The organism is Microcoleus sp. Aus8_D2, assembly GCF_036702665.1.
GTDB lineage: Bacteria > Cyanobacteriota > Cyanobacteriia > Cyanobacteriales > Microcoleaceae > Microcoleus.
The window spans coordinates 30,244-44,498 of record NZ_JAUBUN010000029.1 but is presented as its reverse complement, the minus strand read 5'-3'; the positions used below and the strand labels follow the sequence as shown (position 1 = coordinate 44,498).

At 46.6% G+C, this 14,255-nt stretch carries 15 protein-coding genes; 11 read left to right on the top strand and 4 right to left on the bottom strand.

The annotated features are described in order from the left end of the window. The first annotated feature begins 297 nt into the window (after positions 1 to 297). The gene (glgP, locus tag QUB64_RS21445) at positions 298 to 2,856 is read left to right on the top strand and encodes an alpha-glucan family phosphorylase (protein ID WP_333266924.1); all 2,559 of its coding nucleotides are present in this window, start codon (positions 298 to 300) and stop codon (positions 2,854 to 2,856) included. 109 nt (positions 2,857 to 2,965) lie between these two features. Here glgP and QUB64_RS21440 read toward each other — a convergent pair whose 3' ends face one another. After that, complete coding sequence (locus QUB64_RS21440) at positions 2,966 to 3,730, bottom strand: DUF429 domain-containing protein (RefSeq protein WP_333266673.1); 765 nt, start codon at positions 3,728 to 3,730, stop codon at positions 2,966 to 2,968. A 262-nt stretch (positions 3,731 to 3,992) separates the two neighbouring features. On the opposite strand from QUB64_RS21440, the gene QUB64_RS21435 reads away from it, so the two are divergent. Further along, on the top strand, positions 3,993 to 4,580 hold the full coding sequence (locus QUB64_RS21435; RefSeq protein ID WP_333266671.1) for a Uma2 family endonuclease: 588 nt from the start codon (positions 3,993 to 3,995) through the stop codon (positions 4,578 to 4,580). Positions 4,581 to 5,067: 487 nt separating this feature from the next. Here the strand turns inward: QUB64_RS21435 and QUB64_RS21430 are convergent, their stop codons facing one another. After that, positions 5,068 to 5,253 (bottom strand): ribbon-helix-helix domain-containing protein, encoded by a 186-nt coding sequence (locus QUB64_RS21430; protein ID WP_333266669.1) that lies wholly within the window; start codon positions 5,251 to 5,253, stop codon positions 5,068 to 5,070. A 195-nt stretch (positions 5,254 to 5,448) separates the two neighbouring features. Between QUB64_RS21430 and QUB64_RS21425 the strand changes: the two genes are divergently transcribed. The 3 genes from QUB64_RS21425 (at position 5,449) to QUB64_RS21415 (ending at position 6,719) form a co-directional block, all read left to right on the top strand. Next, positions 5,449 to 5,871 carry a hypothetical protein gene (locus tag QUB64_RS21425; RefSeq protein WP_333266667.1) on the top strand — a complete coding sequence of 141 codons (423 nt, stop codon included), beginning with the start codon at positions 5,449 to 5,451 and terminating at the stop codon, positions 5,869 to 5,871. Between the two features lie 270 nt (positions 5,872 to 6,141). Beyond that, positions 6,142 to 6,513 (top strand): tetratricopeptide repeat protein, encoded by a 372-nt coding sequence (locus QUB64_RS21420; RefSeq protein WP_333266665.1) that lies wholly within the window; start codon positions 6,142 to 6,144, stop codon positions 6,511 to 6,513. Next, on the top strand, positions 6,510 to 6,719 hold the full coding sequence (locus QUB64_RS21415) for a tetratricopeptide repeat protein (protein WP_333266663.1): 210 nt from the start codon (positions 6,510 to 6,512) through the stop codon (positions 6,717 to 6,719). The genes QUB64_RS21420 and QUB64_RS21415 overlap by 4 nt, the downstream gene beginning before the upstream one ends. Positions 6,720 to 6,816: 97 nt before the next feature. Here QUB64_RS21415 and QUB64_RS21410 read toward each other — a convergent pair whose 3' ends face one another. Then, entirely contained in the window at positions 6,817 to 7,404 is a 588-nt protein-coding gene (locus QUB64_RS21410; protein WP_333266661.1) for a hypothetical protein, read from the bottom strand. A gap of 413 nt (positions 7,405 to 7,817) precedes the next feature. Here QUB64_RS21410 and QUB64_RS21405 point away from each other — a divergent pair, with 413 nt between their 5' ends. From QUB64_RS21405 to QUB64_RS21380, 6 genes are all read left to right on the top strand, one after another. Further along, a complete protein-coding gene (locus QUB64_RS21405; RefSeq protein ID WP_333266922.1) occupies positions 7,818 to 9,380 on the top strand; it encodes a phytoene desaturase family protein in 1,563 nt (520 codons plus the stop codon). 430 nt (positions 9,381 to 9,810) lie between these two features. Beyond that, positions 9,811 to 10,128 (top strand): hypothetical protein, encoded by a 318-nt coding sequence (locus tag QUB64_RS21400; RefSeq protein WP_333266659.1) that lies wholly within the window; start codon positions 9,811 to 9,813, stop codon positions 10,126 to 10,128. Between the two features lie 466 nt (positions 10,129 to 10,594). Continuing rightward, complete coding sequence (locus QUB64_RS21395) at positions 10,595 to 10,882, top strand: hexameric tyrosine-coordinated heme protein (RefSeq protein ID WP_333266657.1); 288 nt, start codon at positions 10,595 to 10,597, stop codon at positions 10,880 to 10,882. 147 nt (positions 10,883 to 11,029) lie between these two features. After that, positions 11,030 to 11,248, top strand: a complete 219-nt coding sequence (locus QUB64_RS21390; RefSeq protein WP_333266655.1) for an alternative oxidase — start codon at positions 11,030 to 11,032, stop codon at positions 11,246 to 11,248. Then, on the top strand, positions 11,200 to 11,652 hold the full coding sequence (locus tag QUB64_RS21385; protein ID WP_333266653.1) for an alternative oxidase: 453 nt from the start codon (positions 11,200 to 11,202) through the stop codon (positions 11,650 to 11,652). The genes QUB64_RS21390 and QUB64_RS21385 overlap by 49 nt, the downstream gene beginning before the upstream one ends. Before the next feature lie 709 nt (positions 11,653 to 12,361). After that, the gene (locus tag QUB64_RS21380) at positions 12,362 to 12,739 is read left to right on the top strand and encodes a hypothetical protein (protein WP_333266651.1); all 378 of its coding nucleotides are present in this window, start codon (positions 12,362 to 12,364) and stop codon (positions 12,737 to 12,739) included. Positions 12,740 to 13,157: 418 nt separating this feature from the next. Here QUB64_RS21380 and QUB64_RS21375 read toward each other — a convergent pair whose 3' ends face one another. Continuing rightward, positions 13,158 to 13,553 (bottom strand): hypothetical protein, encoded by a 396-nt coding sequence (locus QUB64_RS21375; protein WP_333266649.1) that lies wholly within the window; start codon positions 13,551 to 13,553, stop codon positions 13,158 to 13,160. Between the last annotated feature and the right edge of the window lie 702 nt (positions 13,554 to 14,255).

Below are 14,255 nucleotides of genomic sequence, written 5' to 3'. Positions count from 1 at the left end.
CAGTTGACAGTTGTCAGGAAAAAGACGGCGGTTGAAACCAGGTTTATACAAACGATGTCCGCGCCTTCGCCGACGAAGAAAAGAGAAAGACGGCGGTTGAGACGGCGGTTGAGACCGCCGTGTCTTCTTCAACCCACGGAGGTGCGTGAGTGTTTGTATCGACGCGGTTTCAACCGCCGTGTCTTCTACTTCGATCGATCGCCCGCGCACATTAAAACTTAAAATAGTGTGCAGAATAACGGATTTGTGCCAAAAGACAGAGGAAAATATCGCTACCCCAACATAAATGCTTTGTCTATGCAGCCAATTCGCACATTTAACGTTTCCCCGTCCCTACCGGCAATTCTCGAACCCCTGCGCAAGCTTGCCTACAACTTGCACTGGGATTGGAACGTTGATACCAAAGACCTATTCCGCCGACTCGATCGAGACCTCTGGGACTCCAGCAATCAAAACCCGGTGCTGATGCTCGGAACCATTTCTCAAGAGCGACTGCAAGAAATGGCAGAAGACGAAGGCTTCATTGCTCAAATGAACCGAGCAGCCCAGCAGTTAGACGATTATCTCAATAATCGCGCCTGGTACCGCAAACAGCGCGGTACTGAGCGGAAAGAATGCTACGCTTACTTTTCGATGGAATTCGGCTTAGTCAAAGCCCTACCCATCTATTCCGGCGGTTTGGGCGTGCTCGCGGGCGACCACCTCAAATCTGCTAGCGACTTGGGCTTGCCCTTGGCTGGCGTAGGCTTGCTGTATCAAGAAGGCTATTTTTCGCAGTATCTCAACGCCGACGGCTGGCAGCAAGAACGCTATCCGCTCAACGATTTCTACAATATGCCGCTCCACCTAGAACGCAATCCCGACGGTTCGGAATTGCGGATTGAGGTGGACTATCCCGGCCGTAAGGTATACGCCCGGATTTGGCGGGTACAGGTGGGCACGGTGCCTCTGTACCTAATGGATACAAATATTGAACCTAACAGCCGCTACGACCAAGATATTACCGACCAACTGTACGGCGGTGATAAAACTCTGCGGATGCACCAAGAAATCATGCTGGGCATCGGCGGCGTGAAAATGCTCAAGGCCCTGGGCTTGACAGTTACTGCTTATCACATGAATGAAGGTCACGCGGCTTTCATGGCTTTGGAACGCATCCGAATGCTGATGGAGGAACATCACCTGAGTTTCTTGGAAGCGGAACAGGTGGTGATTTCGAGCAGTATGTTTACAACTCACACGCCTGTGCCTGCTGGGTTTGACTTGTTTGAGCCGGATATGGTGATGCACTATCTGGGTCAGTATCCCAAGATGTTTGGTTTGTCGCAAAATGATTTCCTGGGATTGGGCCGGGAGAATACTAGCGATTTGTCCGCACCTCTGAATATGGCAATTTTGGCAATTAAAATGTCGAGTTTTGTCAACGGGGTGGCGGCTTTGCACGGTGTGGTGTCGCGCCCGATGTTCCAGGGGTTGTGGCCGGGTTTACCGATGGAAGAAGTGCCGATTACTTCGATTACCAACGGGGTTCACGCTCGCAGTTGTGTGGCGAAGTCTACTCAGGAACTGTACGATCGCTATCTTGGCCCGGATTGGGAAATGACTCGCAAGGACGATCGACTGTGGGATCGGATGTCATCGATTCCCGATGAGGAATTGTGGCGGAATCACGAGCGCTGTCGATCGGAATTGGTAGTGTTTGCACGGGAATGGTTGCAAAAGACTCTACGCGAGCGCGGTGCGGCTCAAACGGAAATTGAGCACGCGCGGGAAGCTCTCGATCCGAAGGTGCTGACGATCGGGTTTGCACGCCGTTTTGCTACTTACAAGCGGGCGACACTATTTTTGCGCGATGTCGATCGCATTATGCGGATCATGCGCGACAAAAACCGTCCGGTGCAGTTTGTGATTGCTGGGAAAGCTCACCCGATGGATATTCCCGGTAAGGAATTGATTCGGGATATTGTTCACTTCATCCGCGAGCACGAAACTATCAATTCGATGGTGTTTCTGCCGAACTATGACATTAACGTGGCTCGGATGATGGTGTCCGGCTGCGATGTGTGGCTGAATACGCCGCGCCGCCCCCGTGAGGCTTCGGGTACTTCGGGGATGAAAGCTTCGATGAATGGTTTGCCAAACCTCAGTATTCTTGACGGTTGGTGGGATGAAGCGGACTATGTTCGTACCGGTTGGCCGATCGGACATGGCGAGTTTTACGAAGATACTAAGTATCAGGATGAGGTTGAGGCGAATGCTTTGTACGACTTGATGGAAAAAGAAGTTGTACCGCTGTTTTATAACCGAGATTCCGATGGAATTCCTCGCGGTTGGACGGCGAAAATGAAGGATTCTATTGCTTTGAACTGTCCTTTCTTCAATACGGCTCGGATGGTGAAGGATTACGCGCGGCGGGCTTATTTCCCGGTGAGCGATCGCTACCACACCATGACGAACGACGGGTGCGCTCCGGCTAAGGAGTTGTCTCAATGGAAGAAGCACGTCCTCGGAAAGTGGCACAATATTAAGATTGAGGCTGTTGATATTTCCCAGGATAAGGAAGTTAAGGTCAATCAGTCGATCGCTGTTAAATCTCGCATCAATCTCATGGGATTAACACCTGCGGATGTGCAAGTCGAACTTTATCAAGGTTCGGTTGATGCTAACGGTGATATTGTCGGCGGCGTGCCGGTGGTAATGGAGTATTTGGGAGAAGATCCTCACAATGCTAGCCTTTATACGGCTGACATTACTTATACTTCTAGCGGTTTGCAAGGTTTGTCGCTGCGGGTTTTGCCGAAGCACGATAATCTCAGCAGTCCTTATGAAGTTGGTGTGATTCTATGGGCACATTAGTCAGTTGACAGTTGACAGTTGACGGTTGACAGTTGGCAGTTAACGGTTGACAGTTGACAGTTGATAGTTGTCATGGTCAATGCGCGATTGTGCTATTCTCCCACTCTTCTTATTGAAGTTGGGGAATGACTATGTAGCCTGTGGTGCGATCGCCCAATACCAAATTCCGCTCGATTCCCCAGTACCACCAGTGGGCGCCGATATAAGCGCACAGCAAGGCATCTAGCTGGTCTTCTAAGGCTTTGAGAGTTGCAACACTGGTGGGGATTTCGCTCACAGGCAAGATGCCTGTGCCACCGTTCAGAGGCATCTTTCCTGTCATACAAGACAGATTTAGAGAGGGTTCAAGGCTCGGTAAAATATCTACAATATACTGGCAGAGTTTCATCAATTCTAGTTGACGTTCTGCCAGTTTTCCTTTTTTGTATTTGATGATTCTATCTAATTTAAATAGATTTATTGTGGCTGGATGGGGAAAGACTTCTATTTGATATCTGCCTAGTTTCTTAGCTTCAATAGTTGGTGCGTGGACAAATCCTCGGGCTTCTAAACTGAGGCCGAATTCTACAGTTTTTTGGGCGAAGGGGCGGGAAAGATTGGCGGGATAGCAGCCTGCGTGGTAGCGCCCGAAGTGTTTGTGGGTGAGTTTGTCGGCGAGGCGCATTCCCGTTGGATTGGCGATGATTGTGGGGGCGTCTACGGCGATGATGGCTGGTTCGGTTGGGGAGATTTGCCGATCGATCCAGGTGAGGATGTCGTTGGTTGCTAATTTGCGATCGCACTCGATGAATTGTAATTGGTTATTTTCCCAATTTAAGCAGCACAAACCGCTGGCCCCTGAACTCCAACCTAAATCGATGCCGATAAATTTCATAATATTTTTAAATTAGTCCTGGACGCGCGCTGAGATTAGAAACCCGGTTGACTCGTATATTTCTCGTTCCTGTCCGCAAAATCTCGTAGAAACTGGGTTTCTGACCCCCATGTGTCAGCCGTGATAATTATACATAAAAATGTAGCTGCGGATTAGGATACGGCAGTGCCGTTTTCCTACAGATGCTTGTGTGCGAGAGATAATTGCACCATCAAAAATATGATACAATGATAGATATAAAATTGGATAGGAGAAATATAGTATGTTGGCAGAAACAGAAAAACGCTACTATACTCCCGAAGAATATTTAGCTTTAGAGGAAGCTGCGGAATACAAAAGCGAATATCTAGATGGAGAGATATTACCGATGACTGGTGGAACAGCTAATCACAATAAAATTGCTGGGAATTTCTACAAAAGATTTCCTTTGACTGTGAACGCGCAAAATTACGAGATTTTTATCAATGATATGCGGTTGTGGATACCGCGTTATCGTCTCTACACTTATCCAGATGTGATGGTGATTCAGGGTGAACCGGTTTATCACGGAAGTAACACCACTACTGTGACAAATCCGTTGCTAATTGTTGAGGTTTTGTCGAAATCTACTAAAGATTATGACAGAGGGGAGAAGTTTCTTTATTATCGATCGATTCCTGAACTTCGGGAATATATTTTAATTGACCAATACAAATATCATGTCGAACAATTGGCTAAGACGGCTGATGATAAATGGCTCTTTACTGAGTATGAGTCTGAAGATTCTGTATTAGCAATGGAGTCGGTTGAGTTCCAAATTAGTTTGACGGATATTTACGATCGCATAAATTTTGAAGTCGCAGCAGAATAGACTTGTTGCACAATCGTTTGGCAGCAAGGACTTCAGCCCTCAGTCTCTTTGATTCGGGCGATCGCACAAACTTCAATTAACTTTTCTCCTGCTTTTCATCGGATGGCGGGGGCTGTTTTTGCTTTTGGCGCTCTCTCACAGCTTGTTCTAACAAGAATGCTGATAAGCCGCTGATTGAGCGCCGCTCTTCATTGGCCACTCTTGGAGTAGCTCATAGATTCCTTCTGCTATGGAGGTTGATATGCGTTTTGCCATTAGAGGTTAATTATTTCTTATTTAAGCCGATCGCCAGTTTCCAGTATTTTAGGCAATCTTGTCGATAGTGCTGCAATGCGCTCACTATGTATAGTCAGAGAATGTCACAAGCCAGTGCCGAACTTTCCGATGGCTCGCGCTGGCTTCCAAATACAAAGGGGACTATCGAAAGAAAAGGAGATAAGAGTATGGTACAACCTCCGAGCAGCGGGAGCGATCGCCCAAACTGCACTTAATTTTTCTCCTGCTTTTCATCCGCAGGCGGGGGCTGTTGTTTCGCTTCCTTTTGATGTTCTCTAGCAGCTTGTTCCAATACGAATGCTGCCAAGCTGCTGATTGAACGGCGTTCCTGATCTGCCCACTCTTCCAGGATGTCATAGATTCCATCGGCTAAATAGGTCGCTAAGCGTTTGGTCATAAAATATTCACTATTTTTTAGTTTAAGCCGATCGTCATTGTGCTGTATCTAGACCGTTTTGTCGAATATAGCTCATATAAAGCATTTAAATATGCTATATCCATGCTATATTCTGAATAAGTCAAAAGCCAGCGCGATCCCTAGGAAAGTTCTTCGCTGGCTGATGGCCCCCAAATAAGCAAGGAGACAATCTCTATGGTAAGGCCTGGAAGCGACGAGAGCGAATATACTCGGGGCTATCAACAAGCTGTGGATGACTTTGGCGTGACGCAACTGCTGTCAAGCATCCGCTGCTACTCGGATGACGATTTTGATGTCGATCGCGCGCAGTTGACTCAGCAAGAGCTCGAAAGCTTGGTAGCGATGGTGATTGAGCGCGTGGCGGCGAATATTAAGGGTAGTGCGATCGCCCGTTATCTCAACATTCTCAGAAATGCCAATTCTCCGATTGTGGGTGGCGATCGCAATTCTTGGGCGATCGTGCGGATTTTACCGAATGCTCAGCATTACACGATTGCTCGTTTTTTCAACCGCCAAGATGCGGACGATCGTTTGAGGGCTTTGTGTCGGTTTGTTCCTGATGGAGTGTTTGAGGTTGTGTGGGTGTCGGCTGTTTAAAGATACAAAGGCGGGCTAACCGAATTAAGTCCGTCGGGGGTTTAAACCTCTGGCGGACTATTGCAACAGGTGCAAGATATCAGTTCCAATGAACTTTTGCTAAAAGTGCGATCGCTTAAATATCGCTTATACTATAATTAAAGCTTCTAAAAAAATTTTTTTTGGTCTGAATATTACTTGCCGCTCGCACAAGCAATAGTGGAAGGGATACCGATATTAAGTAAAGATTCTGCGTTTGATGCCTATTCTATTAACCGAATCTGGTGACTCATGAAAAATAGGAAACGAATTATCAGCAGTGTTTTGATTTTGGGTGCGTGTTTGAGTCCTCTGACTGTGCCGGTGATGGTGCAACCTAGTTGGGCGCAAAGTCAAGGTGCAGGGAGGCAAGAATTACAGAGACTTACACAGCAAGCAAGCCAACAGGGACAGCAAGGAAAACACAAACAGGCGATCGAAACATGGCAGCAAGTTCTAGCCCTTGTACGACAACTTAAAGATATAAAACTCGAAGCCAGGGCACTCAATGGCATTGGTTTTAACTACAGCAGTATTTCTCAACCGCAAGAAGCATTGAAATACTATAACCAAGCTTTACCTATGAGGCGGGAAGTGGGATATCGCGCGTTGCTAATACTTTGAATAATATCGGTGCAGTTTACCGCAGCATTTCTCAACCGCAAGAAGCTTTGAAATACTATAACCAAGCTTTACCTATGAGGCGGGAAGTGGGATATCGCTCTGGGGAAGCTGCTACTTTTATTAATATTGGTGCAGTCTACGGCAGCATTTCTCAGCCACAAGAAGCATTGAAATACTATAACCAAGCTTTGGCGAGCGCGCGATAAATAGGCGATCGCACACTGGAAGCTACTATTTCGGATTAGATCAAAGCAATGAACAAAACCAATTAAAAGTATAACCTGCTCATTTATGAGTCACAGCTTACACTCTCCCCCACAAAGCCAATCCGCCGCCCCTTCCCCTCGCAGCAATTATCCCATCTTCTACCAGAAAATATGCAAAAAATGCCTGCTTCCCCACACTCAAACTAAAAAATTCCGCCTCCCGCGATTCACCACCGCGAATAAATCCTTGATACACAGTTTTACCCAACAATTTCACCGTAATTATGGTAAAATCAAATGCTAAAATATTCTGATTACCCAAAAACTTGGTCGGCCCGGAAAGAGTTAGCTCGATCGCCCCAACGAGCACCGAATTCTCCACTCTGCCCATTTCACTAGGCTTTTCGCCTTCAGCAACAGGTTGAACTGAGTAAGCAATTTGAATTTTCGCCACCCATTCAGGGATGTAACGTCCCGCGCCTAACACAATCCCCGCTTTTTGTCGAGTCTTTTTCGTGCCGGTGATAAAGCACAAGCGCCAATTGCCGGTTAGTTGCTCGAAGGAATAGCGAATTTTAGTTTTTTTCGCGTTTTTCTCAGCTTCTAGGAGGGCTGCGACTACGGCGGCAGAAGATGGTTTAGGATTGGATTTGGCGGCTTGCTCTAGAATTGATATGTTTTCCATTTAACTAACAGTATAGTAGAAGGAAGTTTGATCGTTCGGAATGCAAGTCCTTAAACTGAAACTAGAGGCGAAGAAGGACTTGCATTCCGAACGATCAAACCAGTTTTATTATGGGTAACAAGGAAGTTCGCAGCATCGGAATGCAAGTCCTTAAACAGAAACTAAGCTGTTACGCATTTAAAATAGTATTGTAGGGTGCCACGGGCCGCAGCGTTTTCCTTAGCCTTTGGGGCGATCGAGCTGACGCACCCGGAGGGCCTCGTTAGTGGTTTAAATGCGTAACAGCTTATAGGCGAAGAAGGACTTGCATTCCGATGCTGCGAACCAGCGAAGAAGGACTTGCATTCCGAACGATCAAACCAGTTTTATTATGGGTAACAGAGATAATATTAGCGGATGTAGCGGAGAAAAACATGGTGACGATCGCCCCCACAGACACAGAAATCATCATCATCGGTAGCGGTATCGGTGGGTTGACTTGCGGCGCAATGCTTGCCAGCTATGGCTTTGACGTGATTGTCTGCGAAAGTCATTCGCTCGCGGGCGGGGCAGCCCACGGATTCAAACGCGACGGATTTACCTTCGATTCCGGGCCATCTTTGTACTCAGGATTATCCTACAGCCCCTCTGCGAATCCGCTGCGACAAGTTCTCGATACGATCGGCGAAAAACTCCCCTGCATCACCTACGATACTTGGGGTTGCTGTTTGCCTGAAGGCGATTTCGACACATCCGTAGGCGCGAGTCAATTTGGCGAAGTGCTCGCCAAACTGCGCGGAAGCGAAGCAGCAGCCGAATGGCAAAACCTCCAGCGGGTGATGGAACCCTACGCCAAAGCTGCCACAGCCTTGCCCTCACTGGCTTTGCGCTTCGATTGGGGCGCGGCGTTCACCCTGGGCCAATTTGCACCGGCTTTCCTGCAAAGTGCTGGCGATGCGATCGCCCTTGCAGGCCCTTTCAGCCGAATTATGGACGCAAATGTCAAAGATCCGTTTGTGAAAAATTGGCTGAACCTGTTGTGTTTCCTGCTGTCTGGACTTCCCGCCGACGGCACGATCGCAGCCGAAGTCGCTTTCATGTTTGCCGACTGGTATCGGCCCGCCGCCGTTTTGGACTATCCGATCGGCGGTAGTGCAGCCCTTGTCGGTGCCCTGGTACGCGGTTTAGAGCGCCACGGAGGGCAGTTGCTGCTGAATTCCCACGTTGCAGAGGTTTTGGTCGAAAACAACCGGGCGGCGGGCGTGCGACTGCGATCGGGCAAAGTTATTCGATCGCGCAAAGCCGTCGTTTCTAACGCCTCGGTTTGGGATACGCTCAAACTTTTGCCGGAAAACTCTATCCCCAAACGGTTTCGCCAACAGCGACAGGCGACTCCCGAATGCGACAGTTTCATGCACTTACATCTGGGAATTGATGCTGCTGGAGTGCGATCGGACTTAGCTTGTCACTACATCTTCGTCAAGGACTGGGAAATGGGAGTTTGGGCGCCTCAAAACGTCGTTCTCATCTCGATTCCCTCCCTCCTCGACCCCCACCTAGCGCCTCCGGGAAAACACGTCATTCACGCCTACACGCCCGGTAACGAGCCCTACGATTTGTGGCAAAAGCAAGCGCGCACCAGCGAAGAATACAAGCAGCAAAAGCAAGCGCGCGCCGAGGTGATGTGGTTCGCTTTAGAGAGAATTATCCCCGATATTCGATCGCGCTGCGAAGTCACATTAGTTGGAACACCCCTCACCCACGAACGGTTTTTGCGGAGAAATCGGGGCTCCTACGGGCCGGGAATTCGCGCCGGTACCGGCTTGTTTCCAGGGCCGGGAACCCCTTTGAATGGTCTGTTTTGCTGCGGAGATTCCACGTTTCCGGGTATCGGTTTGCCCGCTGTTGCTGCTAGCGGGGCGATCGCAGCCAATACGATCGCACCTCTACACAAACATTTAGAAATGCTGCGGAATATCGCAATTGTTAATTCCTAGGGATTTTTTCTAATTATTGTCACAACCAACGATGCTCTCTTAGAGCGGACTCACACTACCGTTCGTAGTGCGAACGAACCTTTTTTGTCATGGTAATCGACCCGACATCATATATAGCCTTTCTCAGAAAGATGAGGTACTTGACGGCCAAACCGGGCTATGGGCATAGGGCATAGGGCATAGGCCAAACCGGACATAGGGCATAGGGCTATGGACATACCTCACTTTTTTGAGAACCGCTATAAGTCCTAAATTTAACTTCGATCGGGCTAACGCCATGAATTGCTTAGAAAGATTTCTAATCAGGGAGAAGTAAAGATGAAGATTGCTCAATATGGAACAACTCTAGTAGTTATTCATGCGATCGCCCATGGACTGCATGGCTTAGCAGCAAATCCCAATTCCCCTTTCTCTCTTTCAAACTGTATTTGTGGGTATTGTGATTCTGCTGGCTCCCATCATTGCCGCCGTTTTACTCTGGACGCAGTTCGATCGCATCGGTAGCTGGCTATTGCTCATTTCAATGGCGGCCACCATCCTGTTTGGAATCTACAATCATTACATTGTCCTGAGCCCCGACCATGTTTCTCACGTTTCCTTTATAGGCTGGGGTTTGCTTTTCCAAGTTACGGCCATCCTCACATTAATTGTGGATGGATTAGCGTGTTGGATTAGCATATCTGCATTGAAAAAGGGTGGGCCCGACACCCCACAAACTTGTGTAAATTATTTAATTCGCGATCCTTAGTTGAAATCAACGGACAACCTGGCACGCTCCAGTATTTGAATGGAAACATTCACAGCGTGACAACGTTTGAGGTGATCGGTGATTGTATCCAATCCATTTACAGCGTGCGGAATCGGTGAAAAGCTAGAGCGGATTTGCCGATCTATGTCTTTAGATAGGTAGTCGAGAGCGATCCTTTCTGTACAGTCATTTCATCAATGTATTCACATAGAAAGATTCAATCAAGATTTGTTAAGCAATATTAGAATCAAAAAAAGTGATTGTATCGAAAAATACAGCGTCAACCAACTACCGGGTACATTTCGTCCGATCTGTGGATAGCTCACAGGTTTTAACAGGAGGTTCACAGCCGATCGCGATCGATAAATCATTTCAAATATGAGCTAGCTCATACAAGCAATGGGAATCCTATTGCAGAATCAAAGTAGACGAACAGTCCAATCTCTACCAACACATCACAGGATATATGGATATCAATAGCACCACAGTTTCCAGCGATTCACCCGCAGCACCACCGCCTGAAATCACGCTGATTCCAAATAATTCGCTGTTAACCGAAACGCCGGAAGAGGGACGGCAATTAGCCGTAAAAATGGCGCGTCTGATTATCAAAATGACTCAGCAGGATGACGCGAAACGGTTACAAATGCGAGAAGTTTATGGCAATGATGCCATGATGCTGATTGCTGTTGGACAGACAGTTGCGACAGAGTTTGCCACGCTCGCCGCAGCTAACAATTACTGGCGCAAATAACCACAATCCCAGAGTAATTAAACAAGTCTGGGTACTCAAAAAATCCTTGTGGAGGAATGAATAATGAAAGTTTTGATTCGATTGATTGTCAGTTTTTTCTGATTCATTATTGATGTCGTTTACGGAAATCGTTCCTACAGGTTTTATATGCTAGAAACGATCGCCCGCGTGCCCTACTTTTCCTATCTATCGGTGCTGCATCTTTACGAAACCTTGGGTTACTGGCGCAAAGCAGACTTGTTGAAAGTTCACTTAGCTGAAACCTGGAACGAATTACATCATTTGTTGATTATGGAAGAATTGGGGGGCGATCGCCTGTGGATCGCTTCATCGCTCAACACCTGGCCGTCGCTTACTACTGGGTAGTCGTGCCGCTCTACATGATATTTCCCCAGTACGCCTATTACCTGATGGAACTGATTGAAGGTCATGCTTACCACACCTATGACGAATACTTGAAGAAAAATGAAGAGGAACTAAAAGCTCAAGCTGCACCCGAAGTCGCAATCAACTTTGATCGCGATGGCGATCTCTATATGTTTGAGGAAGTTCAGACGACATCAAATCGTGAATTTCGCCGTCCCAAAGTGGATAATCTATACGACGTGTTCGTAAATATCCGCGACGACGAAGACGAACACGTAAAAACAATGGTGGCACTCCAAAAACCCGAAGCGCGGCAAACCTTTCACAGTCCTCACATGGTTTTCGTTACGACAACAGCTTTACCAGCGATGGGAACAGAAACCGACACCATTGAACTAAGTTAAACTCTTGTGGCTCCATCCTGTTCAGAGGATTCTCAATAAATATCTGAACAACTCCTTTTTAGACAGCATTGTTTACTCGGTTTAGCGGTTGGCTATTCCGACCAGGATTTTCCGACTAATCATCTGCATACAAGCCGCGATTCTATCAAGGAAAATGTCTCATTTTTTAGTAAGTGAAAAAGCGTGTATTTCCTGGGATTTTTGTCAACTACATAGGTTAATTGACCCCAATAATTAAGGTTCGTTCGTAGTGCGCCCGAAAGTCCGCAGCCGTATAGCGGACTTTCGGGCGCACTACAAACCACTTTTGTTATTGCAATTTGACAAAAAATTGCTACAAAATAAATGTTTTGTTTGTTTGCAATGACCCCGATCGGAAGGTGCGTCGCTTTTAAATCGTCGATATTTTTGAGGTATTGTTGATAGCGACACACCCTACTTACCGCCTTTATGATTTCACCCTCGTAGGGTGTGTCGCCACGAAAAATCATCGCTGTAGCTCGAAATTAAACGAGCGACGCACCATGTAATTTATACTGGGATGAATAACTCAGATTTGGGATACGGTATAAGTCGCCAGGAAAAATCATCGCTGTATATCGAGATTAAACGAGCGACGCACCATGTAATTTATAGCAGGATTAATAACTCAGAGTTGGTATACGGTATAATTTGGAAAAGAGTAACAACTCTCACCCTAAGGACAACCATGAAAAAACTACTTGCAAAGTCCGCGTTACTTCTGGCTTTGCCAATCTGTGTATTAGCTAATTTTTCCTTAAAAGCCTCTGCTGATTCTACTGCCGATCTCATCCTCAGTACAAAATGTCAAGGCGGTTATAACATCAATATTTGGCAGAATAAAACTTCCCGCGAACTGCTCTATCGCGCGACCAGCTCCAACGGTAATTTAAATTTGGGTAAAGGAACTGTCAAAGCGACAGAAGGTGTGAAAGTGTATAAGTTCCGGAAGGACAATTATGAATATTGGGTGTGGGATGGCACGTTGGATAGCCCGAAGTCTGGAACTTTAGAGGTGTATAAAAACAACCGTATCTCGATCCAAAAATCTTGTAATAAAAGTTGAATCTTCTAGAGGGTATTAAGCATTTTTGTGAAGCCCTGTGAGGGCAAATATCTTGAGTTGCGATCGCTCAAACTCTCTTAGGTATCCAGTCTTTTTTGAAGTTCACAATACCCTCTAGACATCGTACATAAATTGTCAAACCTTTTTAGCCGCATCAAGGAAAAGGAGTTTGAGAGAATGATTGCGCTATATACTGCACCATCCTTCCAGGAACTACCTAGTATCAGCCCACCCTGTCTAGAGCTTGAAACTTGGCTCCGTATGGCAAAGCTGCCCTACAAAAAAGTCATCGTGACAGCTCGATTCCCGTTCAATCCTGACTGCATTCATCCCTTACAAACAACAGAGAAGGAGAACGTATCGCATTCATCCCACGTGGATTGAGTACAATACAAACGTGGGATTGATGCTGCTTAAACTAAAAAACGCCAATCACGATCGCACCTGTCAACAGGGTGACAAGCAGCATCAGCAAGCCCAGCGTTACCGACAAACCAGATAGCATAGTTGGATGGTCATGGGTGCCAAATTTTGGATCGTCCACTTCTTCGTGCAGTCGCATTTGCCGAATCACATCAGAAATTTCTTTAGCATCTCGAACATGGTGTAGCGCCTTCTTTTCACCATTGGGATAGTCAACCACAAAGTAAGTCGGCACTACAACTCGATCGCCTGTAATATCAGGCGCATCTACCGCAATTTGCTGCGATTTTTCCTCAAGCGTCTGATTCGATTTAACGATGTCACCTGGATTGACGGTGCGGAAAGTCAAGCGAGGTTGAGCAGTCATCCCTGAGAAGTAAGATTCAACCATGATTTTTTCTCCTTGGTGTTTCATTCGTTTTCTGTGGAGTTAAGCTCTTTGCTTAACTGTGCAGATCGTAGAGATTTCACTCACCTAAAACATCTGAAAAACGTCTTGATTTATCCAGTTACAAAAGAGAATAGTCTTTGCTAAATTTCGTTAATGCGTTAAGCACAAATGCTTAAGTCTTTTGTTGAAGTCGGCTTACGCAGCTTTTAGCCCTTTTAACTTCCCTTTCTGATAGTTGGCAAGCACGCGAGGAATATGCTCTCGACCTCCTAATACGGTGTCCGAGCTGAGTTAGATCCAACTCTGGCACAAACTCTGACTGCCTGATTAGCGCTTAAACCACTCTTTTTCCGCAAGTTTTGATATACAAAGCTTTGAATGGTGGTTTTACTGGTTGTTCCAGGTTTGATTTGCCTGGTGGCATAGTTACACGCTAAAGCCAAAGCATTTAGTAAGTCATCTATTTGGGCGACTTGCTCAAGGCTTGTGGTTGCAGTTTGTAACCTCTGGTCAAAGTCTGTTTCATTTCCTAATTATATCACACTATTATCACATTGTGCAAGAGGTAAGTAGGTAAGCGGGAGCAAAAAATATGTAACAGTATGTAAACATCGATCGGTCAGCCACGCTTAGGGTATTTGGATATTTTACGAGAGTTTACATATAGCGGTTATCATAAAGATGAGGGATGCCAAATTCTGC

Bases quoted from the DNA above. Each gene is read 5' to 3' on its own strand.
- QUB64_RS21375 (WP_333266649.1), bottom strand. From the start codon at position 13,553: ATGGTTGAATCTTACTTCTCAGGGATGACTGCTCAACCTCGCTTGACT.
- QUB64_RS21440 (WP_333266673.1), bottom strand. From the start codon at position 3,730: ATGAAATTTATCGGCATCGATTTAGGTTGGAGTTCAGGGGCCAGCGGT.
- glgP (WP_333266924.1), top strand. From the start codon at position 298: ATGCAGCCAATTCGCACATTTAACGTTTCCCCGTCCCTACCGGCAATT.
- QUB64_RS21410 (WP_333266661.1), bottom strand. From the start codon at position 7,404: ATGGAAAACATATCAATTCTAGAGCAAGCCGCCAAATCCAATCCTAAA.
- QUB64_RS21435 (WP_333266671.1), top strand. From the start codon at position 3,993: ATGTTGGCAGAAACAGAAAAACGCTACTATACTCCCGAAGAATATTTA.
- QUB64_RS21390 (WP_333266655.1), top strand. From the start codon at position 11,030: ATGCTAGAAACGATCGCCCGCGTGCCCTACTTTTCCTATCTATCGGTG.
- QUB64_RS21420 (WP_333266665.1), top strand. From the start codon at position 6,142: ATGAAAAATAGGAAACGAATTATCAGCAGTGTTTTGATTTTGGGTGCG.
- QUB64_RS21425 (WP_333266667.1), top strand. From the start codon at position 5,449: ATGGTAAGGCCTGGAAGCGACGAGAGCGAATATACTCGGGGCTATCAA.
- QUB64_RS21405 (WP_333266922.1), top strand. From the start codon at position 7,818: ATGGTGACGATCGCCCCCACAGACACAGAAATCATCATCATCGGTAGC.
- QUB64_RS21380 (WP_333266651.1), top strand. From the start codon at position 12,362: ATGAAAAAACTACTTGCAAAGTCCGCGTTACTTCTGGCTTTGCCAATC.
- QUB64_RS21395 (WP_333266657.1), top strand. From the start codon at position 10,595: ATGGATATCAATAGCACCACAGTTTCCAGCGATTCACCCGCAGCACCA.
- QUB64_RS21430 (WP_333266669.1), bottom strand. From the start codon at position 5,253: ATGACCAAACGCTTAGCGACCTATTTAGCCGATGGAATCTATGACATC.